Genomic DNA, 25,679 nt, shown 5'->3' on the forward strand with positions numbered 1-25,679 from the left:
GGATCAGGCGGCCGGGTGGGTGAGGCCCGGCATCACCGCATGATCTCCTAGATCGGAGCCGATTGAGGACAAATTCTTGCGGCAATTCAAAGTGCTACAGCGATCTTTTGCGCCTCTCGAAGAGGCGCGGCGGCGCTGTAGGAAAGAGGAGTTGCGGGTGCACGATCTCGATTTCGACCACGAGCATGACGATCTGTCCGACAGCGAACGTCAGCAGATCGCGGATTGGCTGTGGAAGCAGGAAACCGTCGATCTGTTGACGGTCGGCATCGATATCGGCAGTTCCACGTCTCACCTGCTGTTTGCAAATGTCGTCTTGCGGCGGGAGACGGACGATCTTTCCAGCCGATTTGTCGTTGTCGATCGGCGGGTGCTCTGGCGCTCGCCCATCCTCCTGACGCCGTTTCTGCCGGACGGGACGATCGACGCGCACGAATTGAGGCACTTCTTTCAGCACTGCTATCATGACGCCGGCTACAAGCGCAGCCACATAGACACCGGCGCCGTCATTCTGACCGGCGAAGCGATCAAGCGAAAGAACGCGCGGGCGATCGACGAAATCTTTGCAAATGAATCAGGCCGTTTCGTCTGTGCAACTGCCGGCCACAAGCTTGAATGCATGCTCGCAGCCCATGGTTCGGGCGCGACCGCACTCTCGAAGAAAAGGGATGCCTGCGGCCTGCACGTCGACATCGGCGGCGGCACAACCAAGCTTGCCTTGATCGACAAGGGAGAAATTGTCAGCGGCGCGGCCTTTGCGGTCGGCGGGCGGCTGCTAGCTCAGGACAACCAAGGTGCATGGTCCCGTGTCGATGATTCCGCTCGGATCGTTGCGGAGGAACTTGGGCTCGACACCGACCCCGGCACGATCGCTGACGCTGGGAACCGCCGCGCCATTGTGAAGCGCCTGGCTGCCGCCGCGGTTGATGAGATTCTCGGTGACCCACTCGACCCGCTTGGCGAGCGCCTTCTCCTCACCGAGCCTCTCGAACGGCCAGTCCAGCCGACCTACATCACCTTTTCCGGTGGCGTCTCGGAATACATTTTCGATTACGAGCGGAATGACCATGGCGACGTAGCGCGGGATCTCGCCGACGAGATCGTGGCGCAGCTCAAGCCGCGCATCGAGATACCGATGGTCGATGCCGGGCAACGCATCCGCGCGACCGTCATCGGCGCCTCGCAATTCACCGTGCAGGTCAGCGGCAAGACGCTCTACATGAATGGCGCCGACGCCCTGCCCAGGCACAACATCCCGGTGGTCCATCTCGGAAAGACGCTCCCCGAAGAGATCGACCCGGAGGAAATCGCTGCGGCTTTCCGCGAGAGCGCCGACAGGCAGGATCACGACGTCTCCGCGATGACTGCGCTTGCTTTTTCGTGGACTGGGCTACCGGACTACGAGCGCCTGCTCGCCATGGCCAAGGCGATCAAGATGGTTGCCGCGCCAGAGGGTAAGCGCAAGGCACTCCTGGTCCTGATGATCGATGGCGATGTCGGTCAGACAATCGGCCGTATCCTCGACAGGGAGCTCGGAATCCAGTCGCACCTGATCTCCATCGACGGCGTGCGGCTCAAGAATCTGGATTTCGTCGATCTCGGCGAGTTTCTTAACCCGCCGGGGGTCATTCCCGTTGTTATCAAGTCGCTGCTCTTTTCTTGAATTGTCCCCGGCGCAGAGTTGTGCCAAGACGCCGGAGATGATCAAGTCTTCTGACATGCCGAGATCGAGCTTTGACGGGCTCGATCTCAACGACATCGTGATCTTCACGCGCGTGGTGCAGCATGGCAGCTTCACTACTGCGGCAAAGATCTTTGGGAAGTCGCCGTCCTATATGAGCAAGCACGTCTCCCAGCTCGAGGAGGCGTTAAAGCTGACCCTGCTCAACCGCTCGACGCATGCTGTCTTTCTGACCGATGCGGGTAGCGTCTTCTTCGATCATTGCACGCGGATCCTCACCGAGATCGACGCCGCGAAGGCGGATGCGAGCGGGCTCAGCAGCGAACTGATAGGCACCCTGCGGGTCCACAGCACCCCCGGCGTTGGTCAGGCGCTCGTCGCGCCGGCAATCGTCGATTTCAACGCGCGATATCCTTCGATCAAGGTCGAGCTCACCGTCAGCGCCTACTCGGTGAACCTGATGGAACGCGGCGTGGATGTTGTTATCGGCAGCCGCGATTTCGATGACGACGAGTCGTTTCACACCGGTCTCTTCGAACGCAAGCTCGGACCAGCACCCTACGTGATTTGCGCCGCGCCAGCCTATTTCGCCGAGCGGCCGAGACCGATGAAGCCGGCCGACCTTCGTGAGCACAACTGCCTGATCCACACGACGCAGAAACCGGATCCGCGGATCTGGGGTGCACGCTTCGACGACGAGGAGATCACCGTGCAGGTGGACGGCACATTTCATTCGAATTTCGAGAGCGCCATCCTTCTTGCGGCCCTTCAGGGCGCCGGTATCGCCCGTCTTCCCCTTTATAGTGTCGTCGAAGAAATCCGTGCCGGAAGGCTGCTTTCCGTCTTTGATGGCGAGATCGTCTCGCATCGTGTGATCAAGGCGTTCTATCCGCGCAGCCGCTTTGTGCCGAAGAAGCTTCGGGCTTTCCTGGCGATATTGGAAGCACGGCTCAAGGATGCAATGCGGCCTGGCGCGGAATGATTTCGGGACTGGATCGGAGGGAATTGCCTTGGATAATAAGAAGCCGACTGTCTTGATGATCATGGACGGATGGGGCTGGCGCGAAGAAGCGGAGGGCAACGCCGTCCTGCTTGCGAAGACGCCGAACTTCGACCGCTTGTGGTCGACGTGCCCGCACGCGTTCTTAACAACGCATGGTCCGGCGGTAGGTTTGCCCGAGGGGCAGATGGGCAATTCCGAAGTGGGGCATCTGAATATCGGCGCGGGGCGTATCGTTATGCAGGAACTGCCTCGCATCGATGCCGCGATCGTCGATGGAACCCTGCGCAATCTGCTCGCGGAAAGCCGGCTGCCGGGTACGCTCAAGCGGACGGGGGGCGTGTGCCATATCCTCGGACTCGTTTCTCCAGGGGGCGTGCATTCGCACATGGACCATGTCGCGGCGGTCGCCCGGGAGCTTGCGAGCCTTGGCGTGCGGCCGATCGTTCACGCGTTCACAGACGGCCGCGATACGCAACCGGGGCAGGCGGCGTCGTATCTTCGCCAACTCACTGAGAAGCTTCCGGACGGTGCTGTTGTCGCCACCGTCAGCGGCCGGTTCTTTGCGATGGACAGGGACAGCCGCTGGGATCGGGTCAGGCTCGCCTACGAGGCGATCGCCCTGGGCAAAGGGGGGCGTTTCGCTACGGCGGAGGAAGCAATCGAAGCAGCGGCCACGCAGGGCAAGACGGATGAATTCATCCCGCCGAGCCTCATCGGCGACTATGCAGGTATTCGGGACGGCGACGCGATTCTTTGTGCAAACTTCCGGTCGGATCGGGTGCGCGAGATCCTGGCGGCCCTGACGCTTCCGGACTTTGCTGGCTTCGAGTGCGGGCGGAGGCCCGAACTGTCGATCGCCGTTGGAATGGTCTCCTATGGATCAGAGCTCGACCCAACGATGCGCACCTTGTTTCCACCTCAGCGTCTCGACGACGGATTGAGCGAGACGGTCGCAAAGGCAGGGAAGACGCAAATCCATCTCGCAGAAACGGAAAAATACCCGCATGTGACGTATTTTCTGAACGGCGGGCGCGAGGCCGCATACGAACACGAGGATCGCATCCTCGTGCCCTCGCCTAAGGTGGCCACCTACGATCTGCAACCGGCGATGTCGGCCCCGGAATTGACGACGAAGGTCGTTGCCGCGATCGAGAGCGGAAGATACGACTTGGTGGTCGTCAATTTCGCCAATCCGGACATGGTTGGTCATACCGGCAAGCTGGAGGCGGCCATTGTTGCAGTCGAGACCGTTGATGGGGCGCTCGGCGAAATCGACGCTGCCGTCGCCCGGGCGGGCGGGGCCATGCTAGTCATAGCCGACCACGGCAACTGCGAGATGATGATCGATCCTGAGAACGGAGAACCGCACACGGCCCATACCACCAATCCGGTGCCGGTCTTGCTATCTGGTTCGTCACGTGACGTGCGCCTACGCGATGGTATTCTCGCCGATGTCGCGCCCACTATTCTGGCCCTCATGGGGATCCGGCAGCCGGAGGCGATGACGGGCCGTGCACTTTTCGCGGATCAATGATCTCGCCTGCAGAAAAGACGTGGCGGCGCGGTGGCCAAGTGAACTCCGCGCCGGTGCATCGGCCAGTTTGCGTTGAGCGGATAATACCAGTATAGCTCCAGCTGGTGCCTGTGAAAGAATTCCACAGGCGGCAGAACTGGCATGGAGCGGCAATGGTAACCGATGTCTTCGTCGAACTGATAGGCAAGGAACTCGCCGATGCGGCGCCCGGGTCGCCGCTGTACAAGCGATTGAAGGCGGCGATCGAGGCCGCGATCCGCTCCAATGCCTTGAAGGCCGGTGCAGTCCTGCCGGGCGAACGCGTCATTGCAGACGCATTTTCCCTGTCCCGCGTGACCGTGCGAAAAGCGCTCGCGCTGCTTGAGGAGGAGGGGCTCCTCAATCGCCGCCATGGCTTCCGGACAGAAGTCGGATCGCGTGTCGAAAAATCGCTGTCGACGCTGACGAGCTTTTCCGAGGACATACGCGCACGCGGGCTGACGCCCGGATGCATATGGCTTTCCAGGCAGATAAGCCGACCCTCGCCGGCCGAGATGATGGCATTGGGGGTCGCGGGCAACGCCAGTGTCGTTCGCATGAAACGGGTCAGAACCGCCGATTCCGTGCCGATCGCGGTCGAGATTTCCGCAGTGCCGGTTCGCTTCCTGCCGTCGCCGGATCTGGTCGGCGATTCCCTCTACGAGGCATTGGAGGCGCGGGGTTTTCTGCCTCAACGCGCGATCCAGAGAATGCGCTCGCGAGCAGCAAGCGAGGAGGACGCGCAGCACCTCAATTGCGGCCCCGGCGCTCCGTTGTTGATGACCGAGCGACGCTGCTTTCTCGCGGACGGACAAATCGTCGAATATTGCGAGACGCGCTACAAAGGCGACGTCTATGATTTCGTGTTCGAACTGCAGCGGTAATACCAGTCACAAACTGGTTGTAATCTGGTATTTTCCATCTATCGTGATGCCGAAACGGAGTGTCACGATTGCAGCGCGAAGACGTAAGAAGCGGCCTGATCGTCTCTTGCCAGCCGGTTCCGGCAGGGCCGATGGACAATGCCGAATTCGTGACAGGGTTCGCCAAAGCGGCGCTCGATGCGGGCGCTTGCGCGCTGCGGATTGAATCCGCGGCCTACGTCCGGGCCGTGCGTTCCGCAGTCGCAGCTCCGATCATCGGTATCGTCAAACGCGACCTTGCCGACAGTCCGGTACGCATCACGCCCTATATCTCCGACGCCGAGGCACTCGCGGACGCCGGCGCGGACGTCGTTGCCTTCGATGCGACCGACCGAGTGCGCCCGGCCGGGATCAAAGAACTGGTCCGGGCCGTGAAGGCTAAGGGCAAGTTGACCATGGCCGATTGCTCCTCTCTGGACGATGCCGAGCATGCGCTTGCTGCCGGTGTCGACTTCGTCGGCACAACGCTTTCCGGATATGTGGGTGGTCCCGAACCGGTCGACCCGGACATAGAGCTCATTGCGGCCATGCGGAAGCTCACACCCTACGTCATCGCAGAGGGACGCATCCGCTCGCCGGTACAGGCGGCCGCCGCCGTCAAAGCTGGCGCCTATGCCGTCGTCGTAGGTTCGGCCATTACCCGCACGGAGCACGTAACTTCGTGGTTCCACGAGACTTTGGCAAAAGCTTATGCCAAGGCGGAGGGGAGGGCGGCGGAAACCGTGCTTGCGGTCGACATAGGCGGCACCAAGACAATGGCGGCACTGGTCAACGGCGGCGCGATTGTCGACGAGCTTCTCATCCCTACCGCCCGCGAGGCGGGGCCCGATGCTTGGCTCGAAGCCATCGCCGAGAGTACGGCCCAATGGCGCGACCGCTACGCCCGCACCGGCTTTGCGGTGACCGGTCTCGTTCAGGACGGGCATTGGTCGGCGCTCAATCCTGCGACGCTCGGCATTCCCGATGGCTATCCGCTGGTCGACCGGGCAACACGCCTCTTCGGCAAGCCGGTTTTCGCCATGAACGATGCGCAGGCCGCGGCGTGGGGGGAACATAAGTTCGGTGCCGGGACCGGCGGAAACCTTGTCTTTCTGACCATCTCGACCGGAATTGGAGGCGGAATCGTCATCAGCGGACGACCGCTTTCGGGATTGGCAGGTCATTTCGGTCTCATTCGCGGCCCCTCGCAGGGGCGGTCGCCGCTTGAGGACGAGACGTCCGGCCGTTGGATTGCCGCCGAGGCACTGAAGGCCGGGCATGAAGTGGAGGCCGCCAAGGTATTCAAAAGAGCGAAGCAGGGCGAGCCGTGGGCGCGAGCGATCGTTTCGCAATCGGCACTGCGTGCGGCAACCCTCTGCCGCGATATCCAGCTGATGCTTGATCCGGACCAGATCGTCATCGGCGGCGGCATCGGTCTTGCCGCCGGCTACATCGATGAGATGCGCGATCACCTGAAAGACATTGCGCCGCGTCTCGCTCCGTGTCTCCTGGCGGCCAAGCTCGGCAGCCGCGCGGGCATTATCGGCGTCGCCGATCTCGCGGGAGAGGGCGGGTAGCGACGCCTCGCATGCATTCGAACTGTCAAAAGATAAGAAAGGGAACAACGATGAAACTGAACAGGACGTCTTTTTCGGCTGTGGCCGTACTTCTCGCAAGCGTTGCCCTGCCGGGCATGTCCCATGCAACGGTCACAGTTCTCGGTTGGCCGGGCGGTTCGGAGGAGACCGCCCTGCGCGCGACCGTCGAAGCCTATAACGGCCAGTCCGGCGTCACCGACGCCGACAAGGTCGAACTGCTCTTTTTCAACCGAGACGGCTTCTTCGACAAGTTGCAGGCGGACATGGCAGCCGGCTCGGATGCCTTCGATGTCAATCTTGTCGCGACCTATTCGATCGGCCGTTATGCGCCCTACATGGAGCCCGTCGATCTCGGCGCCGATGCCGGCAAGGTATTCGGCGAGTCCGTGCTGAAGACGATGCAGTTCGACGGCAAGCAATATGGCGTGCCGACCGACCTGTCTTTGCACTTCATGTACTACCGCAAGGACCTGGTGGATGCGCTCATGCAGGACGATGCGGCCAAGAAGAAATATGCGGAAATCGCCAAGGAGCATCTCGGCAAGGACCTCCAGCCGAAGGATCCGGACAGCTGGACCTGGGACGATTGGGCGGCGACCACGCTCTATTTCAGCAAGCAAGTGAATTCCGAGAGCCCGGTCCGCTACGGTACAGTGCTGCAAATGAAGAACCTGCTTTTCAACATGATGGTCTTCCAGTCGCTGCCGCGTTCCTACGGTGCGGATTGGATGGACAAGGAGGGCAACGTCACTGTCGACTCCGACGCCTACAAGACCGGGCTGGAACTTTACAAGAAGCTCTATGATGCAGGCGCTTCACCGAAGGATTCGCTGAGCTACGAATATGCGGAGACGAACGCGGCTTATGGTTCCGGCCAGGCGGCGACCGCGCTGCAATGGAATGCCGCAGCCGCTGATTTGACCAATGCGGAGAAGACGCCGGCGGTTGCTTCTGTCACCGGGATTGTCGCACCGCCTGCAGGTCCGGATGGCCGCGCCGACCACATCCATGGACTGGGCCTCGGCCTTAACAAGAACGCCAAGAACAAGGAAGGTGCCGTCAAGTTCCTGAAATGGCTGGCGACAGAGGATGCGGCACTGCTTTACGCCCGCAACGGCGGTTCGCCGGCGCTTGCCCCTGATGTGGTTGCCAAGGTTTCAAAGGAGCGGCCAGACCTCGTCAAGCTAGGCGAATTCGCCAGCAAATACGGCTACGTCATGAACGGCGCCACCTCGGCAAAGGCGCTTTCGGTCTACGAACTGCAGGCGAAGGAATTCACCGGTTATTGGGCCGGCCAGCAAAATCTCGAAGATGCGCTGGCGCACACCAAGGCCGGTATGCAGGATCTGTTGAAGAAGTAATTCCCAGTCGGGCGCCGGGCGACAGCCTGGCGTCCGGCGCACTCGATGGATGGAAATGGCTATCGTAAAACGCGCCGAAGGCAGGGCGTATCTCACGCCGCTCGTGGGCTTCCTGCTGTTTTTCCTGGGGTTTCCGGCGGCGGTCAACCTTGTCTATTCGATCTCGACCGTTTCCTTCGAAACATTGCGTAGCCCAACGCTCAGCGGGTTCGGCAACTATGCGGCGGTCCTCGCCGATCGCGAGTTCTGGGGCGCTGTCTCGTTCTCGATGCGCTTCGGCACTCTGACGGCTCTCGCGGAATGCCTGATCGGGCTTTTCCTGGCCGTCTTCCTCACGCCGCTTCTGGCGAAGCGCTCTTATCTGATGGCGCCCCTGATGCTGCCGCTGATGGTCGCGCCGGCGATGATCGGCCTCATGTATCGGCTTGTTTTGCACGAGTTCGCCGGCCCGGTGCCCTATTATCTGTTCGAATGGTTCGGTGATAGCCCGGCATTTCTCGACGTCGACAACGCCTTCCGCACGCTGCTCGTCGTCGAAATCCTGCAGTGGACGCCGTTCGCCTTCCTGCTCTTTTACATGGCCTACGCCGCGATACCGCTCGAGGTCCGCGAAGCCGCCTCGCTCGATGGTGCGTCGGCTCTGAAGGCGCTCTGGTGGATCGAGTTGCCGCTGATGCTGCCGACGCTGGTGATTGCCTTCTTCATCCGCTTCATCGACGGCTTTCGTGTCTTCGACAACGTCTATGCGCTAACCGGCAGTGGGGCAGGCGGATCGGCGACCTCGCTCTCGATCTACATCTACCAGGCCTTCTTCAAGGGCGGCGCGATCGGCAAGGCCGTCGCGGCATCCGTCGTCCTTTTTCTGGCGTCGCTTGCGGTGCTTTATGGCCTCAACTGGATAACGGGTCGCAGGAGGCGCTGACCGATGCTCAATCTGCTGCGCTGGCTCGTTTTTTCGATCGCCGTGCTCGCGATGAACTTTCCTGTCATCGTGACAGTGATCACATCATTCAAGAGCGCGCGCGAACTGTCGTTCAACCCCGGGTTCTGGATCGGCGAACCGACGCTTGAAAACTACACGCGAGTGCTGGGCGAGACCGATCGGTTCAACATCTACGGCTATCTCTTCAACAGTACCGTTGCCTCGCTGATCGGGACGGGGCTGGCGATTGCGCTCGCCTTTCCGGCCGCCTATGCGATCGCCCGCAGCGAAGCTGGAAAGCGCACGCTGCTGCCGCTGATTATCAACCTGCGTGCCGTACCGCTCATCATTTTCGCGATCCCGCTCTATATGATGTACCAGTGGTTGGGGCTGCTCGATACGCAGCTCGGCCTCGGTCTGATCCTAACGATCGTCAACACGCCGCTGGCGCTCGTCATCCTCGTCAACGCGATTTCCGACGTGCCGGCGGAGCTGGACGAGGCGGCGAAGATGGACGGCGCCAGTTCCCGGCAGGTCATGCTCATGATTATCCGTCCGGTGGTGCGTCCGGCCCTGGTCACAACGTTCATCTTCGGGTTCATCACGGCCTGGAACGAATTTCTCTTCGGCCTGATGTTGACGACGAACCGAGCGGTCCCGATGACGGTCGGAGCGTCGTTCTTCTTCGCCGCGAGCGGGGGCGGCGTGCAATGGGGCACCGCCTCCGCCGTCATGGTGCTCGGCGCGTTGCCCCCCGCATTGCTGGGCCTGTTGATGTACCGGCAGATCTCGGCGTCTTTGACTGCCGGTGCCGTGAAGGGCTAGGCACGCGCTTGCGCGCGCCCACTCGACTGCTCAAACCGGATCGGCGCCGATTGCCTTCAGCGCTGCGCGGGCTACTTCGAAGTCCTGCTCGCCCGTGCCGGAGCCGACGCCTATGGCGGCGGCGAGTTTGCCCCCGAAGCGAATGGGCAGACCGCCCGGAAGATGGGTCACCCCGCCCTGCGATGCAATTCCCGCCGCAACCCCAAACTCGACCGGCATCGCGCCAGTCGGCCCGTTGATCGAGGCCGCGGTGCGGGCCTTGGAACGGGCAGTATGCATGCTCAAATATTTGGCGCCGTCCATGCGGATGCTGGCGATCGTCTCGCCGCTCGCGTCGACGATGAAGACGCACTGCGGAACGCCGATGCTTTCCGCGTGACGCACCGCCGCCGCAAGGGCAGTCATTGCGCCTTCGTGGGCAAGGCTGATCGTCTCTTTGTAATTTGCCATCGTTCTCTCCCTGTTTTCGTCACGACACTACAACGGGGCGGGAAAGTGAGAATGCTCATGTTCGGCGAAGCACTTTCCCTGTCGGGGAACAAGTCGGAGTGCCATGTTGCGCCGGAAGGTTGAGGTCATCACGTCATGGCGCTGTCGGCCGGGGCCGTCTGCAGCGCCGCACAACGAACCAGACAGGCGTCACCGTTGCGCGTTATGATGTTTTTGACCAGGATGGCAAACACGAAAAGGATAGGGACCGATGACGCCGATGGAGCAGGATGCGCGACGGCTTGAAATGACCGTTCTGATGACGCCGGACATGGCCAATTTCAGTGGCAAGGTCCACGGCGGTGCGCTGCTGAATCTGCTCGATCGCGTGGCCTTTTCCTGTGCTTCGCGCTTTTCCAAGCAATATGCGGTGACCTTGTCCGTCGACCAGGTGATCTTCAAGGAGCCGATCCAGGTGGGCGAACTGGTCACCTTCCGAGCATCGATCAACTTTGCCGGCCGGACCTCGATGGAGGTCGGCATTCGCGTGGAGGCGGAAGACATCCGTGCCGGTACCCGGCGGCATACGAACTCCTGCTACTTCACCATGGTCGCCGTCGATAGCGCAGGCCGCCCGGTGGAAGTACCGCAATGGCATCCCGAGACGGCGACCGACCAGCGCCGGCATCGCGCGGCTGAGTTGCGCCGGACGCTGCGGCGCGAGTTCGCCAACCGTCTGGAGGCGGTGGCGCAAACCGGTCGCGACATGGAAGGGGCGCCAGGTTGAGGCGGGGCACAGGGCTATTCTTGCGATGATCGGTCAATTCCGCCGTACGAGCGATCTCTGTCGTGAAGTGATATTGGGCTCGCACGGACCGAGGCGCGAAGCTGACCTATGATGCGATCATCTGTGTGATCATCTGGTAGCGGGAAATAGTTCGACAGGCAGCGAGTGTATGATGACAAAATCCCACGCGCGTGAAGAGGCGGGGCCACACGCGGGCCCCGACAAACAGCCCTGGAGACCAAAACACTTTCGTCCCGGCCGAACGGTCGGGCTGATCGAATAATCCGGCGACATCCGCTCTGCGGCAGGTCGAGCTGGCCGCTTCAACCATGAGCCGCAGAGCGTTGCCGGCTCGCTTCAACCGACGAAGATCGCGCGCAAACGCGCGAACAGGCCTGTCTGTTTTCCCGAGATCGCTGCACGGATGTGACGGGCTGCCGTGGCAGCACTCACCGTGGCACCGAAGTGGCAATAGCAGATAACCCTGTGCAATTGCTCGTCGCTCAGTTCGAAGAACCGCTTTGCTTCGCCGTAAGTGTCATTTTCCATTCCGGCTGCGCGCAGGACAGGATCCTTGAATGCGACCGAGATCGGCGAGTCGTCGCCGCGCATGGTCGCACGCACTCTGGCCGGCTGATACTCGGTCTCGTGCAGCGTCGAGAGGTGGCGATGGGGGATTTGTTCCAGGAGTTCCGCCCAGCGTTCCAGGCGCTCAGCGCGCGTTGTCAGCCGGCGTGGGAAATCCTGTTTGACCTCGGCGACGATCTGCAGTTGGTCGAGTGCATGGTGCTTCATTTTGGCCTCCATTCAGACGATAGTTGCTCCGCCCCAGTTCCGAATTTAGCCCGCTATAAAGGTGACTCTTACGGGTGCCGAAGTCCAATCACGATGTGCTCTGGGGAGCCGCTTTCACCAAAATGTGCAGCCTTCACAACGATGTGGCCGTGGTGCGAGACCGTTTTGCGCGTGTCCGGTGATATTGCCGAGCAGCTACAACCGCGCGCCGGTTGCGACCGGCGTGCGGGATTTGATCGCGGCGGCGTGCTACGCGCCGAACCCGCCGTCGATGGTGTGGAGCGCGCCGGTCGTGAACCCGGCTTCGGGACCGGCGAGATAGGCGGCCAAACCGGCGACTTCCTCCGGGCGGCCGTGGCGCTTGATCGCCATGAAGCTGTGCATGAATTCGCTCATCGGACCATCCTCCGGGTTCATGTCCGTGGACGTCGGGCCGGGCTGGATGACATTGACCGTTATGCCCTTGTCTCCGAAGTCGCGCGCGAGGCCGCGGGCCATGCCCTGCACCGCCGACTTTGTCAGCGCATAGGCGGCTCCGCCGGCAAAGGGCATGCGGTCGCCGTTGACCGAACCGACGATGATGATGCGGCCCCCATCGGGCATCTGCCGCGCCGCCTCGACCGCCGCGTGATAAGGCGCGCGCACATTGACGTCGATCATACGGTCGACGGCATCCGCATCGACTTCAAGCGGATCGCCGAGGATGAGCGATCCAGCATTCACGACGAGCACGTCGAGCGCGCCTTGATCCCTGACGACTTTGGTGACCGCATCACGGTTCGCGGCATCGGATTGAATTGCGGTCGAGCCCGTTTCCAAAGCGAGTGCCTTTGCTGCTTCGGTTGAGCCCGCATAGGTGAAAGCGACGGTCGCGCCTTCACCGGTAAAACGCCGGACAATGGCCGCGCCGATACCGCGACTACCACCTATGACGAAGATTTTCTTGCCGCTGAAATTTGCCATGGTTCGCTCCTTGAGAAAAAATGTAGTAAACGCTACATAATGAGAATTCCAGGTTGGTGCAAGGATTTTGTAGTGACCAATACAAAAAAAGTGAACTCGCGCGGGCGGCCCCGTACTTTCGACGTCGACGAAGCAGTCGGCAAAGCGCAGGCGCTGTTCCATCAACGGGGATATGACGCCGTCAGCCTTGCCGATCTGACGGGAGCGTTGGCGATCAATCCGCCGAGCTTCTATGCCGCATTTGGCAGCAAGGCCGATCTCTATGGGCGTGCGCTGGAGCGTTATGCGAAGACGGAGGGGCTGGACTTCGATCGTCTGCTCGCGCCGGAAAGGCCGCTGAACGAAGCGCTGGCGGCCCTGTTCGATGCTGCGGCCGTTGCCTACACGGCACATCCCGAGGCGACAGGTTGCCTGGTTATCGAAGGCGCGCGCGGCGGCACGGATGCGGTCGCTTGCGACAAGGCAAAGACGCTGTGGCGTCGGAGCCGGCAGGTGGTGCGCGATGCGATTGCTGACCGAGCGGCAGACCGCGCGGACGAGATCACGGACTATGTGATGGCGATCCTGGCGGGCCTCTCGGCAAGCGCCCGCGACGGTCTCGGTGCCGCCCGACTGCGCGCAATCGGGCGCACGGCATCGCTGGCGTTCATGTCCGACAAGGCGCGATAAGTCTCGCGGCACTCAATCGTGCTCTGCCTGCGTCGCGGCGATGAAGGCTCGGCTACTCTGCCGTGCGACGGCCAGGCGACGTTGACAGACCGGTTCAGCTGTCCGATACAATGCGGGCATTCCGAGGGGAGCACCGAACGGTGCTGAGATGGCGGTGAGCTGAACCCTTGAACCTGATCCGGGTCATGCCGGCGTAGGAACGGGAACAGGGCCTTTGATGGCCTCCAGCCACGTCTTCGCGATTTCCTGGATCTCCGTGATATTCCGATCAGGAGACCGACCGATGATGCACTCTCCTTTCTTACCCCTTGTCGCGGTGAAAATCCGATGACGGCGATCGCACTGACGATGGCCGGGTCCGACTCCGGCGGCGGCGCCGGCATTCAGGCGGACCTCAAGACCTTTTCCGCCCTCGGTGTCTATGGCGCCAGCGTCATAACGGCGGTCACGGCTCAAAACACGAGGGGCGTCACCGCCGTCGCCGACCTTTCACCGGAAATCGTCACGGCACAGATCAATGCGGTATTTTCCGATCTCGACGTCGCCGCCGTGAAAATCGGCATGGTCTCGCGCCGGGAAACAATCGCCGCCATTGCCGACGGGCTGCGCCGTTTCGGCAAGCGCGCCGTTGTGGATCCGGTCATGGTGGCGACTTCCGGCGACCGGTTGCTGCGGCCGGATGCGGTCGCGGCTCTGGCAGAGGAACTCTTGCCACTGGCGCTTGTCGCCACTCCAAACCTGCCGGAAGCCGCATTGCTGACTGGCCGTTCCGTCGCGGAGGATGAAAAGGAGATGGCACGGCAGGCCGAAGCCATTCTCAAAAGCGGCGCCCGCTCGGTTCTGGTCAAGGGCGGGCACCTGCAGAACGGCGAGGCAACCGACCTCTTTTTCGACGGCAACATGATTACCCGCCTCCCGGCTGCGCGGGTGGACACGATCAACGATCACGGCACGGGCTGCACGCTTTCGGCAGCGGTCGCGGCCGGCCTCGCGCTCGGGCAGCCACTAACGGATGCCGTGCGCGCCGCCAAGGCCTATCTGCACGCTGCGATTTCCGCAGCGGATGCCTTGGCCGTGGGCAAAGGACGCGGTCCCGTGCACCACTTCCACGGCTGGTGGTAGTGGCCGCGAGCTCCAGGCGACTCGGTGTCGCCCCGGTTGCGACGCAACATGATTTCGTCCATTGTTAATGGGCTCTACAGCGCCGCGCGTCCTATCAGACGCGCAAAACATGCTGTCGTCGGTTCCACGAAGGCAGGGATATATGCAGTTCCTTGCTCGTCGTTTGGAAGCTTTCAACCGAGACGAACTGCCGGTTGGCGCCGGTCGCCGACCGTGTTGGGTCGCGCCCTGCGGCCCGTTCCGAGCCTTGCGGAGTTTTTCCTGTTTTATGCGCTGGCACTCGCTGTGCTGGCGGTCGTGGTGGTACGTGGTACTGACGGCGCTGGCCTGGATCGTCGGGGTCGATCGAAAGCCGTCATGATGGCTTTCGCCGCTGCGGAAATCCAAAGTCAGGTCGTTCCCGGTTTCGATGAAACCGACGGCAGTCCGCACCTGCTTTCGCAGATGCGGACGCGATCCATGGGCTAAGCTGCGGGGCGGTTCCCGTCGATCGTATGCTCGACATAGTATTTGCCGTAACGATGCCGATATTTTTCCACGCCGCCGAAGTCGCTGTACTTCGAAAGCTCATCCATGTCGGTCTTGTTGAGGATAACCCCAAGCACCTTTGAATTGATCTGCGGCTCGGAGTGCAGGACATCGCGCACCAATCGGGACGGCGTTCTTCCCCATTCGACAACAAAGATGAAACCGTCGGCGAGCGGAGCAAAGGCCTTCGCATCCACGACGGGTGCCAGCGGCGCGAGGTCGACGACCACGTAGTCGAACGAGCTGCGCGCGTTCTCGATCAGGTTTGCCATGGCAGCCGAGGCGAGCAGTTCGTGGCTTTGATGCGGTTGATGGTGGGACGCCTCGCCGCCGACCGGGAAGATGGCAAGCTTGGTCCGCTGGTCGACCTTGATGCCGGCGGGCCAGGTGGCCTCTCCCATCAGCGTCTCGACGAGCCCCGTGCGCGGAGCGGGCGTGATCATCTGGGTGAGGCCGGGCTTGCGGATATCGCCGTCGATCAAGAGCGTTCGTTTGCCGCTTGCGGCCAACAGCGCCGCGAAGTTTGCGGCGACGACGGATTTCCCCTCGTCGGGAACCGCCGAAACGATCCCGATCACGCGGCTTTCGTTACCGTGCAGCATGTGATCGCAGGCGAGCTTGGCGTTCCTGAAGGTTTCCGCAAAAGAGGATTGCGGCGCATCGAGGACCATGCGCGACAGGCGCTGGAATTCCACTGTTCCTTCGGGGATCGCTTCTGGTTGCCTGTCGGACGCAAAGCGCGTGCGCACGAGTTCCGCAGACTTTTTCGTTCGTATGCCGACCAGCGGAACATAACCGAGCGACTTGTGGCCGAGGATGGTGCGCACGTCGTCTTCAAGACGGAAGGTTCTCTCGCGGAACTCCTGGAACGCGGCGAAGGCGCCGCCGGCCATCAAGCCGAGCACGGCGGAAAGTGCAAGCGTCAAGGTCTTCTTCGGGCTCGACGGGGCCGTGGGAACCCCGGCTTCGGAGATGACCCGGGCCTTGGCGATCGGGAAGGAGCGTTGCTGCGCCGCCTGCTCGTAGCGGCCGAGGTAGGACTCGTAGAGCGTCTTGAGCGCCGCGGCCTTCTGCTCGAGCTCCCTCAAATGAACAAGCGACTCGCTGGCGTTCGTGTTCCGGCCCACGACCCCTTCGATGCTCTCGCGCAACGACGACTCGCGTGAGCGGGCGACTTCGTATTCATTCTTGTAGCTTGCCGTCAGTTGTTGCAGTTCCTGGTAGATCTGCCGCGCGATGTCGGCCTGCTCGGTCCTGAGCGATACAGCCTGCGGGTGGTCCTCGCCAAAGTTCTGGGCGACCTCCTGCTCGCGTTTGCCAACGGTGAGATAGCGTGCCCTGAGATCGCGGATAACCATGTTGTCTCCCTCCTTGGGAGAGATGGTCGCGTTGTTTACGGCGGTCTCGGGCCCCTTGTCGATAATCGACTTGAACTGGTTGTAGCGCGCGGAGGCGCTGGCCGTGTCGGCCTGGGCGACGATGAGCTGGCTGTTGAGGTCCGACAGTTGTTGTTCTGACATCAGTTCACCGCGCGCGGCGGTCAGACCATTTTCGCTCCTGAACCGCTCAACTTCGAGTGCTGCCGCGAGCGAACGCTGCCGCAGATCCGCGAGGCGTTCCTGCAGCCAGACCGAAGCCCGTTCCGTCGCTTCGAAATTGGCGTTCAACTGATCGGTGAGATAGGCTTCCGCATAGCCACGCACGACGGTAGCGGCAAGCAGGGGATCGCTCGACTTGTAGGCCAGTGCGACTACGGAGCTTCGCGATACGCGCTCGACCGTCAGGGCCTGCTGAATCAACGCTGCTGCCTTCAATCGCCGGCCGTTGCGTGCCGCCTCCTCCGAAACTACGGGACCCGACGAAAAGAGGCCGGTCGCTGTCCTCAGCCAATCCTTGACGATGGCAACCGGCGAACGCGGCGGATTGATGATCGTCTCGTTCTCGGAAAGGTTCAGCTTGTCGACAACCCGCAGGGCAAGCTCGCCGGACTTCAGGATCTCCACGGCGCTTGCGATCTGCGTGTCCAGCATCTGGCTGTTTGCGGGCGTTGGCTCTTCCTCGGCAAATTTGGACAGATTCTCGTCGAGCAGAATCTGCGTCATGGAAGTGTAGATCGATGTCGCAAACAGCAGGTAGACGACACCCAGCATGATGAAGAGGACAACAAAGGCCGCAACCAGCTTGGCCCTGCGAACGACAATCGCCAGAAGTCGATCAAGATCGATAAAACCGTCGGCTTCTTCCTCGCGGGGCACGATGCTCAAGGGGACACTTCTCTGTTTCATGGGGGCCGCTCTGTTCATTTTTTCTCCGGTCCGTGCGCCGGCGGCTCCTGCTGCGTGTTTCCTTACATCGTAGCCGATTTAAGGATTAAAAACATGCAGCAACTCAAACTGCTACAGCGACCTTTGTGCGTCTGAAAAGACGCACGGCGCTGTAGGAGCCGCCGGGAAACATTTGCTTATGCCGCTCGGATGCGGCTTTCGTGAGACAGGACAATCTCGCGAACGGATTCGAGAACCATCTCGCCGATATCCGCGCGGTTAAGCGCGAAAGCGACATTTGCCTCGATGAAGCCTTGCTTCGAACCGCAGTCGAAGGTTCTGCCCTCGTAGGGATGGGCGTGGAAGGGCTGTGTCGTCGAAAGCTTCAGCATGCCGTCGGTCAACTGGATTTCGTTGCCCGCGCCGCGCTGCTGGTGCGCGAGAATGGAAAAGATCTCCGGCTGGAGGATATAGCGCCCGTTGAGATAGTAGTTCGACGGTGCCTCTTCTGGGGTAGGCTTTTCGACCATCTGCGTTACCGCGAACCCGTGCCGAACCGTTCCGCCCTTGCCGACGATGCCGTATTTGGACGCGTCCTCGGGGGCGCATTGCTCGACGGCGACGACATTGCCTCCGACTTCCCGATAGAGATCCATCAGTCCGGCCATGCAGCCGCGTGCGCCGAAGGAGAGCATGTCGGGAAGCAGAAGCGCGAAAGGCTCGTCGCCGATAAGATCGCGTGCGCACCACACCGCGTGGCCGAGACCAAGCGGAGCCTGCTGGCGTGTGAAGCTCACGGACCCGGCGGTCGGCAGCATGCTTTCGAGCTCGGAAATCTGTGCTTTCTTCCCCGAGCGCGACAGCGACGAGATGAGCTCCGGCGTATCGTCGAAGTGGTCCTCGATCGCCTGCTTGTTGCGGCTGGTGACGAAGACGATGTGTTCGATACCGGCCTGACGCGCTTCGTCCACGGCGTATTGAACTACGGGCCGATCGACGATCGTCAACATTTCCTTCGGCACGGCTTTCGTTGCGGGAAGGAACCGGGTTCCGTTTCCGGCAACCGGAATTACTGCTTTTCTGACGGTCCTGATACGGTCCATTGTATCATCCTTTGCTTGTGTGAGGGCTCTCGCCGCCCAGCGGGGATCGTTCAGCCGCCACCGTCATGGGGGCGGTCTCTGCGGATCGCGCCGCAAGGCGGCGCAGTCGTACGGCGATCGGCATGTGCAAATGCCGAAGCGCAAGGGGGTCGGCGAGCGCGGCCTTCAGCGCGCCGGCCAACGATCTTTTTTTCAACTGCTCGACCAGCAGGAGAAACGAACGCGCCTGGTGGAAGCCGCGGGTACGCTTGCGCTGCATTCTTTCCGACAGGACATCGAGCGGATAGCGGCGCAGGAACGCTTCATCTGCGGACATCATGGCGTCGATATGGTCCAGCTTGAGCACGCGTGAGATGGAACCCTCGCGGATATGATAGATGTAGCCGGCCGAGGGTTCGATGGCGCAGCGGCCTCCGGAGGCAAGGGCGGAGGCAAGCAGAATATAGTCCTCGCCGATCCGGAGCGCCTCGTCGAAACGAAGGTCATGCTCCTCGAGGAAGCGCCGCTCGAAGACCGGCTTCATGTAGCCGAAGTTGTGCTGCGAGCGAAAAATCACGTTCGACCCGATGAAGGCGGCGAGTGTCAACAGTGGTTGTCGAACGAGCTCAGCCTCCGAGAACATTCTAACGCTGCGCCCATCAAGCGAAACGACGTCGAGATTGTCGACGACGACCTGAGCTCCGGATTTCTCGGCGCGCTCGATCATTCGCGCCAGCCGATCCGGCCTTACGGTGTCGTCCGAATCGAGAACCGCGATCCATTTGCCGCGCGCCGCTGCCAAGCCCACGTTGCGGGCCCCGCCGGGACCGCGATTGTGCTCGAGCGCAAACAGCCGCACCCTCGGGTCGCCGATTGTCGAAACAATGCCCACCGTCCCGTCCGATGAACGGTCATCGACGACAACCACCTCGACGGCAACGCCTTCCTGGCGAAGCGCGCTCTCGACGGCGCGGACGATCGTGTCCGCGGCATTGTAGGCAGCCACAACAAAGGTGACGTCCGGAACGAACTCACTCATGCCGACGTCACTCCCGTTGCTCCGTATTGTTCGAGCTGCTTGTGACCGAGAAGCCCGCTCACGACGCCGGCATGCATGATCGCGCGCAACGCAAAACGATAGCGATGCACCGGAGAAGGCAGAAAAAGCAGGGTCGCCAACGAGCAGTAGACCGACTTGGCGGACGCCAGAGCCAGGTTCCACGGCTGCCGCGAACCGTTCGATTTCTCCGCCAGCAGGCGGCCGTGCGTCTGGCCGGAACGAAAGCGACGCTTCGAAAGCCATAAGAGCGAGGCGCGTTTTTCCGGAACCGGCTCATCGACCCAGGCCTCCGAAGCGAAAGCGATGGTTCCCCCGGCGTCATGCATCGCGGCGAAGAAGTCCGTATCCTCGCCGCCGCTCTTGCCGAGTGCGAGCTTGAAACGACGGCCATTAAGCGCAGGCGCTCCGATGTTCAGCAGGACGTTGCAGGTATAGCCGGTGCGGATTTCACCGCCGACCCAAACGGGCCGGGTCGAATGAAAGTCGCCGCGACGCATCCAGGCAGGTGCCGACGTGCCATAGGTGGCACGGACAGGCCCCAGAACCGCATCGGAGCGGGTCGTGCGCGCCGCTTCCAGCAGGTTTACGAGCCACTCTTTCGAAGCGGTCTCATCGTCATCGATGAAGGCGAGAAAATCGCCTGTGCTGCTGTCGAGGCAGGCGTTGCGCGCGAGCGAGATGTTCGACGCCGGGCAATGGACATAGGTCATGTCGAAGGGCATCTCCGCTCGAAGAGCCTCCACGAGAGGTTTTGCGCTGGGTTCGATGTCGTTGTCCGCGACAATGATGCGGATCGCGGCCCCGGCAGGCACCGCGATTGCGGCGAGCGAACGAAGCGTCTGGACGAGTTCCGGCCGCCGAAAGGTGCAGACGGCAATATCGATCCGCGCCGGCGAGGCTTTGTCGGTCGCTGCCATCATGGGATCACCCGAAACCGTCGCAAGTCGAGAAGCTCGCGCCAGAAGCCGGCCGACCAGGCGAGATGCATGACCATGGCCGAGATCGCGGCCAGCGGCCCATAGGGATTTCGCTCACCGAGTACCATCCATGCTCCATAGCCAAGGCACGCGAAGGCCCAGACGCCGAACGGGATGACGGCGATCCAGTTGACGACCGCGAGTAGCGCCCCGACTGCCACGGGTGCTACCGCCAGCGGCAACAACTGCCGCAAGCCGGGCATGGCGCGATGTTTCAGGAAGTTCTTCGCCCGGCCCCGGCCATAACCGAAATATTGCCGGAAGAGCGGACCGACTTTCGCGCGCGGATAGTAGACCATGTTCGTCTTGTCGGTCATCCAGATGCGATAACCGGCTTTTCCCAGGCGATAATCCAATTCGGCGTCTTCGTTGTGGCTGAAGGTCTCGTCATAACCTCCGACCGCCTCGAAAGCGGCGATGCGCATAAGCGCATGGTGTCCGTGGTCGGCCCAATGGCCGGTGGCGCCGGCCCGATGCTTGGAGCCACCGTTGCCAAGCTTCGAGTTCTGCGCGAAGGCAGTCGCCTTCTGAAAGGTGCTGACGCCGACCGTCTCCATTGCCACGACCACGGAGTCGGCGCCGGTCGCCAAGGCCTCTTCGACGAGGCGCTGGCAATAGTCGTCCGGGTAGCTTCCATGCGCGTCGATGCGGATCAGGTAGTCGAAGGAGGCCCCAAGTTCCGAAACGGCGCGGTTGATCGCGGCGCTTTGTATGCGCTTCGGGTTATCGAGGAAAAGCACACGCTCGTCCTCGGCTGCAAGACGGCTCGCAATCTTGCGCGTGCCGTCGGTGCTGCCGCCGTCGACAATCGCAATCGTTGCGTTCAGCGGCCCCAGCCACGGCCGCAGCTTCGTGACCAGTCCCTCGATGTGCTGCGCCTCATTGAGGCAAGGAATTACGATCAGGCTGGATGTCAAACAGTCGGTGTTCATAGCAATCCACCCTCGTTGTGGCGGGGCTCCGGCACGGCCGGCGTCGGTATCGCCTCAGGCGTTTCGGCTGCGAGCGCCGTGAGGCGCCGCACCAGTGCCTCGCAGTCCGTACGATCGAACACCCAGGTTCCCGGGTTGCATTGGGCGACGCCCTCAGTCGCTTCGATGTATCGATCCGGCGTCATCGGGCCGAGCAGAGCGGCCAGGCTCTCCGCGTTGGGCTCCTCCAGCACCAGTCCGATGCCCCGCACCGAGAGAAAGCGCGCCGTCTCCGTGCCTTTCATGGCTATCGGAACCCGTCCGTAACGGCATCCCTCATAGAGGCGGTTCGGCAGCAGCCATGCGGAGTTCTGGCCTTCCTCGAAGAAATCGATCGCCCACGTGAAATGGACGCCACCATAGATGTCGGCGAGGTCTTCGGGATTGCGATAGGCGCCCTCGAAGCTCATGAAGGGCTCATTTCGGACGAACGCGTCAAAATCCTCGAATTCGGAGTAGGCGGGCCGGCCGCGGAGAACGATTTCGAAGCGGCCCTCCATCTTTCGCGAGAAGTCGGCGAGTAGCGCAAGCGACTTACTGCAGCGCAATGCCCCGAACCAGCCGATCTTCCACGGCGGACCGGGCACAGGGCATTGCGCCGAGTCGGCGATCCGATCGGCGGGACCGTCGATTTCGAGGACCTTGTTTTCGAGAAGCAGTGCTGGTGCGTCGAGCCCCGAGAGCGGGCGAAAGTAGTGCTCGATGAAGGCCGGCGAACTGGTGATCAGCCAACGTGCGTCGCGTCCGAGGTGGGCTTCGGTGGCACGAAGCGCGCGCCCGACGACGTCCTTGCGCAAGAGCAACCGGTGTATGTCAAGGCATTCATAGACAATCGGGACCCCGCCGCCGAAAAGCGCCACGGCACGCTTGGCAACGGCCAGCATCTCGAGGTTACGGGCGATGATGAGGTCGGGCTTTCCGACATTCGCCAGCTTGCTCTTGAGCGAAAGGCAGGCGGAGGCAACCGCTCCGATCCGCTGCGCGAAGCGTCCGTCGGCTGTCACGCCGAGTTCGATCGGCTCGATGCCATGCGTCGCGGCGAGCGAATTGACGTCGCGGCGAAAGCCGGCAAGCGTCACCTTCGCGCCACCCGCGACAAGCGTCAGAATTCGACGACGCACCGCAGGATCGGCAAGGTCCTGTGCCAAATAAAGTATCTGCAGCATGAAAACATCCGTTTCCGTGCTCAGCCCCGGCCGAGCTTAATTCAGTTTCTTGTGCATCGCAACATGTTGCTGCATATGCTCAATACTTGGTCAAATGCTCAGAAATCACTCACTCAAGCGGCATGCGACCGACTCGGCGAACTGGCATTCGTCGCCGGGGGCCGTGAAAGCGACGCGGTCGACTTGGAGCCTTGTCGGCTCCATGTAGGAAAATGTGCCCATCCAATCCCGGAGGGTGTCCGTGCCCCAGAGACTGAAGAATATCTTCTGCGCGTTGGTCGGGATCTTTTTTGGATCCGTGACCTCATGGACCAACTCGCCGTTGACGTAATAACGGATCCGCTCCTTCTCCCAGACAAAGGCATAGTCGTTAAAGCCCTGGTTGGCGCCACCGGGAACATCGGCAAGATGTTCGTTGCCACCCTTGGCCGAGACATATTGATTGAGCTGGACCTTTGCCGGGTTCTTGCCGAGCACTTCGAAATCGATTTCGTCGTGCGGCTTCTTGTCAGTCGGGCCGATATAGGTGAAGAAAGCCGAATTCAGCCCGGAACCGTCCGCTGTCTTGATCCGTGCTTCATAAGTGCCATAGCCGAAGCGCTTGCGGGTCTGAATTTCACCGCAGACGAAATTGCGTTCGCCTTTCTTGCCCTCTTGAAAGACCAGCTCCAGTATGCCGTTGGCTATTTTTACCTGCTTCTTGGACCAGGTGCAATTCTGGTGAGGACCATTGTTCCATCCGTCCGAGACAAACCAGAAGCCGGTGTTCAGTGTGTCGAAGTCGTCCATGAAGGACGCGCCATTGGCGCCCGTCTGGGCGGTCGCGGTTCCGGCGAGGCTCGCAAGCGGGAGTATGACGAGTGTGAGGCGGCGCAGACGCGCATAACGGTCGGGTGTCATTGTCATTTACCTTTGTTGCGGCGAATAGCTTGCCTGCCCGCCATCTTGTGCCGGAAGCGCCATTCGCCCGGAATCTGCTCGGCTTCCGGCCGTGCCGCCGAGCAGATCGGTTGCCAGTCGCTTCACTAGATCGTGGCAAGCGCCCAGGACTGCGATCACCAGGATCGGCATCGTGAAGTCGGAGAGGGGGTAGTCTGCAAACCTCATGCCACTCCAGAACAGACCTTCGCCGGGATGGAAGCGGAGCCAGTCCAGAAAACCGTAAGCGCCCGGGAATGCGCTCGTTTGCCGATCAAACGGGACGTGCACGAACACGATGCCGGAAACCAGCACAATGCGCATCAGATCGACTCGCGACGAAACATTCGCGTTCATACCCACGATGTCAGTCACTCCCTATCTGGCAGCGCCTCGGCGGCAGCCGTTTCAACAGAGCAGTCTTGAGCTCGTAGGAGACAAACTAGGGCACGGGCGAAGAAAAAATATGGCAGTGCAACAGAAAAATGAAACGAATCATGTTGCACTGCACCTAAGGAGTGAATCCTTGAAAACCTGCGGCTACCGCCCCGTGCCGTCCTTCTTCGAAAAACCTCGGTTTCGCCGCATGTTGCAGAAATTGTGCCCTGCAAAATTCTGGGGCAATCAAGGGTTGAGTCTCGGAAATATGATTTTTTTAAATTGAATGTTTTTTTGGAGAATAATCTGGCCCTGGAGCAAGGACGCGACGAATTGCGGCAAGGTTTGGGCAGCTTTGTAGCTTCTCGATCGAAGTGAGCCGGCAAGACGACAAAACCGTTGAACATGCTCGGATATTTATGCCGGCCCTGTTTGGCAAGCTCGCCTCGCCTTGTGGCGGTTACGCGAACTCGGAGCATGGTTGGGCGCTGTGCAAATTGCAGTGCCGCGGAGCTGCCTTTCGCGATCTACATCGCCTTTTTGACTTGATGCAGGTTTTTAACCTTAAATAGGCTACGGAAACATGCAATGGCGCGGCGCGTATGTCGGACGCGCGAAGGGGCAATCGGTCGCGTCAATCATCGCCCTGCTTTGCGGAAACGGTGTGCGCCTCGTCCTCCAGCAGCGGTCTGGCATCGTTCTCCGCATTGTCGTTCTGCTCGGCTGCCGCAGCCCTGTCCTCCGATTTCAACGAAGGCATCAGAAGCGCGACAATGATGCCCACGGGGCCGAGAACGCAACCAATCAGCAGCCAGCGAAGACTATGGCCGCCCCTGAGCGCGGCCACGACCGCGGTCACGATGCTGCATAAGATCCAGATTTCAACGATCATTGATTTCGCTTGCTACCTTCACAGGTCGGCTTTCGGTTCACGCGTCCGGCCGGCGCCGGACATGACCGGCCGAACTGACTGCGCCAAATTCCGGCGCCGGCCGAGCGGGCGGTCGCCTGCGCTTCAGCATAGACGCCCTTGCTGTGTTCTTCCCGGTCAATGGCATTGCCGGTCTCCACGAGCCAGCGGTTCACGTCTTTGCCGTCGGCGCGAAAGCAGGTGCCGACAAAACGGCCATAACGATCGCGCTTGACGAGGTCGCAGCGCGTAGGGCGGGACGCCGCCAGAAACGCGTCCAAAGCAGACGCCGCATCCTTGCCACATCGGAAGTCTGAGCCTTTCTCATCCGAGCAGACTTGCCAGCCTTCCGGTGCGTCGACGCCACTGAACTGGATGCGCTCGCCGGCGATTTCAATGGTATCGCCATCGATAACCGACGCCTGGCCGACGATCGGCTCTGCTCCTTGCGCGCTGTTGGCCATGACCAACAGAACCAGGAAAAAATTAACTTTTCGCTTCGTTACTGGACACCGGGCGGCGTTCCAATCCGATTTCGGTCGGCGCTGAAAAGCAGGAAGTCTGCCGTGGAAGGCCGTTGCCGCCGTTACAAAGCCGATCATGCGCCATTCCCATCCAGCCTCATTGGCTGTCAGACTAACTCAGGTGGCTCGTCGTGCGCATCCTACAAAACTTTGGGTGATTGGTAGCATAAAACGCCTTACCGCTGATTGAACAGTTCTGTCCGACGCGGCGGAGCGCAAACGCTTCGCCGCGCCCAGAGCAATTCTCAAGAGTCGGATCATTTCACGGTTTCGACGAACCAATGAAATGATC

General features: G+C 61.2%; 25 protein-coding genes and 1 riboswitch. Of the genes, 12 read left to right on the forward strand and 13 right to left on the reverse strand.

Translation table 11 applies throughout. The features are described from left to right. Nucleotides 1-157: 157 nt before the first annotated feature. From QN219_RS21585 to QN219_RS21620, 8 genes are all read left to right on the forward strand, one after another. On the forward strand, nt 158-1,663 hold the full coding sequence (locus QN219_RS21585; RefSeq protein ID WP_284002012.1) for an ethanolamine ammonia-lyase reactivating factor EutA: 1,506 nt from the start codon (nt 158-160) through the stop codon (nt 1,661-1,663). A 37-nt stretch (nt 1,664-1,700) separates the two neighbouring features. Continuing rightward, complete coding sequence (locus QN219_RS21590) at nt 1,701-2,663, forward strand: LysR family transcriptional regulator (protein ID WP_284002013.1); 963 nt, start codon at nt 1,701-1,703, stop codon at nt 2,661-2,663. 28 nt (nt 2,664-2,691) lie between these two features. Then, complete coding sequence (gene gpmI, locus QN219_RS21595; protein ID WP_284002014.1) at nt 2,692-4,218, forward strand: 2,3-bisphosphoglycerate-independent phosphoglycerate mutase; 1,527 nt, start codon at nt 2,692-2,694, stop codon at nt 4,216-4,218. A 152-nt stretch (nt 4,219-4,370) separates the two neighbouring features. Then, nucleotides 4,371-5,120, forward strand: a complete 750-nt coding sequence (locus QN219_RS21600) for a GntR family transcriptional regulator (protein ID WP_284002015.1) — start codon at nt 4,371-4,373, stop codon at nt 5,118-5,120. Between the two features lie 68 nt (nt 5,121-5,188). Further along, nucleotides 5,189-6,715: a putative N-acetylmannosamine-6-phosphate 2-epimerase gene (locus tag QN219_RS21605; protein ID WP_284002016.1), complete on the forward strand. Its 1,527-nt coding sequence runs from the start codon at nt 5,189-5,191 to the stop codon at nt 6,713-6,715. A gap of 50 nt (nt 6,716-6,765) precedes the next feature. Further along, the gene (locus tag QN219_RS21610; protein ID WP_284002018.1) at nt 6,766-8,097 is read left to right on the forward strand and encodes an extracellular solute-binding protein; all 1,332 of its coding nucleotides are present in this window, start codon (nt 6,766-6,768) and stop codon (nt 8,095-8,097) included. Nucleotides 8,098-8,152: 55 nt separating this feature from the next. After that, nucleotides 8,153-9,019, forward strand: coding sequence for a sugar ABC transporter permease (locus tag QN219_RS21615; protein ID WP_284002019.1), 867 nt, complete (start codon nt 8,153-8,155; stop codon nt 9,017-9,019). Between the two features lie 3 nt (nt 9,020-9,022). Next, nucleotides 9,023-9,844, forward strand: a complete 822-nt coding sequence (locus QN219_RS21620) for a carbohydrate ABC transporter permease (RefSeq protein ID WP_284002020.1) — start codon at nt 9,023-9,025, stop codon at nt 9,842-9,844. A 30-nt stretch (nt 9,845-9,874) separates the two neighbouring features. Here QN219_RS21620 and QN219_RS21625 read toward each other — a convergent pair whose 3' ends face one another. Then, a complete protein-coding gene (locus QN219_RS21625; RefSeq protein WP_284002022.1) occupies nt 9,875-10,294 on the reverse strand; it encodes a heme-binding protein in 420 nt (139 codons plus the stop codon). A gap of 250 nt (nt 10,295-10,544) precedes the next feature. On the opposite strand from QN219_RS21625, the gene QN219_RS21630 reads away from it, so the two are divergent. Next, the gene (locus QN219_RS21630) at nt 10,545-11,060 is read left to right on the forward strand and encodes an acyl-CoA thioesterase (protein WP_284002023.1); all 516 of its coding nucleotides are present in this window, start codon (nt 10,545-10,547) and stop codon (nt 11,058-11,060) included. Between the two features lie 357 nt (nt 11,061-11,417). Here the strand turns inward: QN219_RS21630 and QN219_RS21635 are convergent, their stop codons facing one another. Both QN219_RS21635 and bdcA read right to left on the reverse strand, forming a co-directional pair. Continuing rightward, nucleotides 11,418-11,855, reverse strand: a complete 438-nt coding sequence (locus tag QN219_RS21635; protein ID WP_284002025.1) for a hypothetical protein — start codon at nt 11,853-11,855, stop codon at nt 11,418-11,420. A 249-nt stretch (nt 11,856-12,104) separates the two neighbouring features. Beyond that, nucleotides 12,105-12,818: an SDR family oxidoreductase gene (gene bdcA / locus QN219_RS21640; RefSeq protein WP_284002027.1), complete on the reverse strand. Its 714-nt coding sequence runs from the start codon at nt 12,816-12,818 to the stop codon at nt 12,105-12,107. Between the two features lie 72 nt (nt 12,819-12,890). On the opposite strand from bdcA, the gene QN219_RS21645 reads away from it, so the two are divergent. The 3 genes from QN219_RS21645 (at nt 12,891) to QN219_RS21655 (ending at nt 15,077) form a co-directional block, all read left to right on the forward strand. Continuing rightward, on the forward strand, nt 12,891-13,487 hold the full coding sequence (locus tag QN219_RS21645; RefSeq protein ID WP_284002029.1) for a TetR/AcrR family transcriptional regulator: 597 nt from the start codon (nt 12,891-12,893) through the stop codon (nt 13,485-13,487). 114 nt (nt 13,488-13,601) lie between these two features. Beyond that, nucleotides 13,602-13,704: riboswitch (TPP riboswitch) on the forward strand. 110 nt (nt 13,705-13,814) lie between these two features. Continuing rightward, nucleotides 13,815-14,609 carry a bifunctional hydroxymethylpyrimidine kinase/phosphomethylpyrimidine kinase gene (gene thiD, locus QN219_RS21650; RefSeq protein ID WP_284002030.1) on the forward strand — a complete coding sequence of 265 codons (795 nt, stop codon included), beginning with the start codon at nt 13,815-13,817 and terminating at the stop codon, nt 14,607-14,609. 213 nt (nt 14,610-14,822) lie between these two features. After that, on the forward strand, nt 14,823-15,077 hold the full coding sequence (locus tag QN219_RS21655; RefSeq protein WP_284002074.1) for a hypothetical protein: 255 nt from the start codon (nt 14,823-14,825) through the stop codon (nt 15,075-15,077). On the opposite strand, the gene QN219_RS21660 is transcribed toward QN219_RS21655, so the two are convergent. From QN219_RS21660 to QN219_RS21705, 10 genes are all read right to left on the reverse strand, one after another. Beyond that, nucleotides 15,074-17,440, reverse strand: a complete 2,367-nt coding sequence (locus QN219_RS21660) for a polysaccharide biosynthesis tyrosine autokinase (RefSeq protein ID WP_284002031.1) — start codon at nt 17,438-17,440, stop codon at nt 15,074-15,076. The two genes, QN219_RS21655 and QN219_RS21660, sit on opposite strands and share 4 nt — an antisense overlap. 158 nt (nt 17,441-17,598) lie before the next feature. After that, the gene (locus QN219_RS21665; RefSeq protein WP_283978169.1) at nt 17,599-18,504 is read right to left on the reverse strand and encodes a UTP--glucose-1-phosphate uridylyltransferase; all 906 of its coding nucleotides are present in this window, start codon (nt 18,502-18,504) and stop codon (nt 17,599-17,601) included. A gap of 4 nt (nt 18,505-18,508) precedes the next feature. Then, nucleotides 18,509-19,522, reverse strand: coding sequence for a glycosyltransferase family 2 protein (locus QN219_RS21670; RefSeq protein WP_284002032.1), 1,014 nt, complete (start codon nt 19,520-19,522; stop codon nt 18,509-18,511). Beyond that, complete coding sequence (locus QN219_RS21675; RefSeq protein WP_284002033.1) at nt 19,519-20,460, reverse strand: glycosyltransferase family 2 protein; 942 nt, start codon at nt 20,458-20,460, stop codon at nt 19,519-19,521. The genes QN219_RS21670 and QN219_RS21675 overlap by 4 nt, the downstream gene beginning before the upstream one ends. After that, nucleotides 20,460-21,452, reverse strand: a complete 993-nt coding sequence (locus tag QN219_RS21680) for a glycosyltransferase family 2 protein (protein WP_284002035.1) — start codon at nt 21,450-21,452, stop codon at nt 20,460-20,462. The genes QN219_RS21675 and QN219_RS21680 overlap by 1 nt, the downstream gene beginning before the upstream one ends. Beyond that, complete coding sequence (locus QN219_RS21685) at nt 21,449-22,657, reverse strand: glycosyl transferase family 1 (RefSeq protein WP_284002037.1); 1,209 nt, start codon at nt 22,655-22,657, stop codon at nt 21,449-21,451. The genes QN219_RS21680 and QN219_RS21685 overlap by 4 nt, the downstream gene beginning before the upstream one ends. Before the next feature lie 105 nt (nt 22,658-22,762). Next, entirely contained in the window at nt 22,763-23,557 is a 795-nt protein-coding gene (locus QN219_RS21690) for a glycoside hydrolase family 16 protein (RefSeq protein WP_284002038.1), read from the reverse strand. Between the two features lie 6 nt (nt 23,558-23,563). After that, complete coding sequence (locus QN219_RS33885; protein ID WP_289624218.1) at nt 23,564-23,899, reverse strand: hypothetical protein; 336 nt, start codon at nt 23,897-23,899, stop codon at nt 23,564-23,566. 688 nt (nt 23,900-24,587) lie between these two features. Continuing rightward, nucleotides 24,588-24,845 (reverse strand): hypothetical protein, encoded by a 258-nt coding sequence (locus QN219_RS21700; protein ID WP_284002040.1) that lies wholly within the window; start codon nt 24,843-24,845, stop codon nt 24,588-24,590. Then, complete coding sequence (locus QN219_RS21705) at nt 24,842-25,327, reverse strand: thermonuclease family protein (protein ID WP_284002072.1); 486 nt, start codon at nt 25,325-25,327, stop codon at nt 24,842-24,844. The genes QN219_RS21700 and QN219_RS21705 overlap by 4 nt, the downstream gene beginning before the upstream one ends. Between the last annotated feature and the right edge of the window lie 352 nt (nt 25,328-25,679).

This window comes from Sinorhizobium sp. 8-89 (genome assembly GCF_030124325.1).
Lineage (GTDB): Bacteria > Pseudomonadota > Alphaproteobacteria > Rhizobiales > Rhizobiaceae > Sinorhizobium.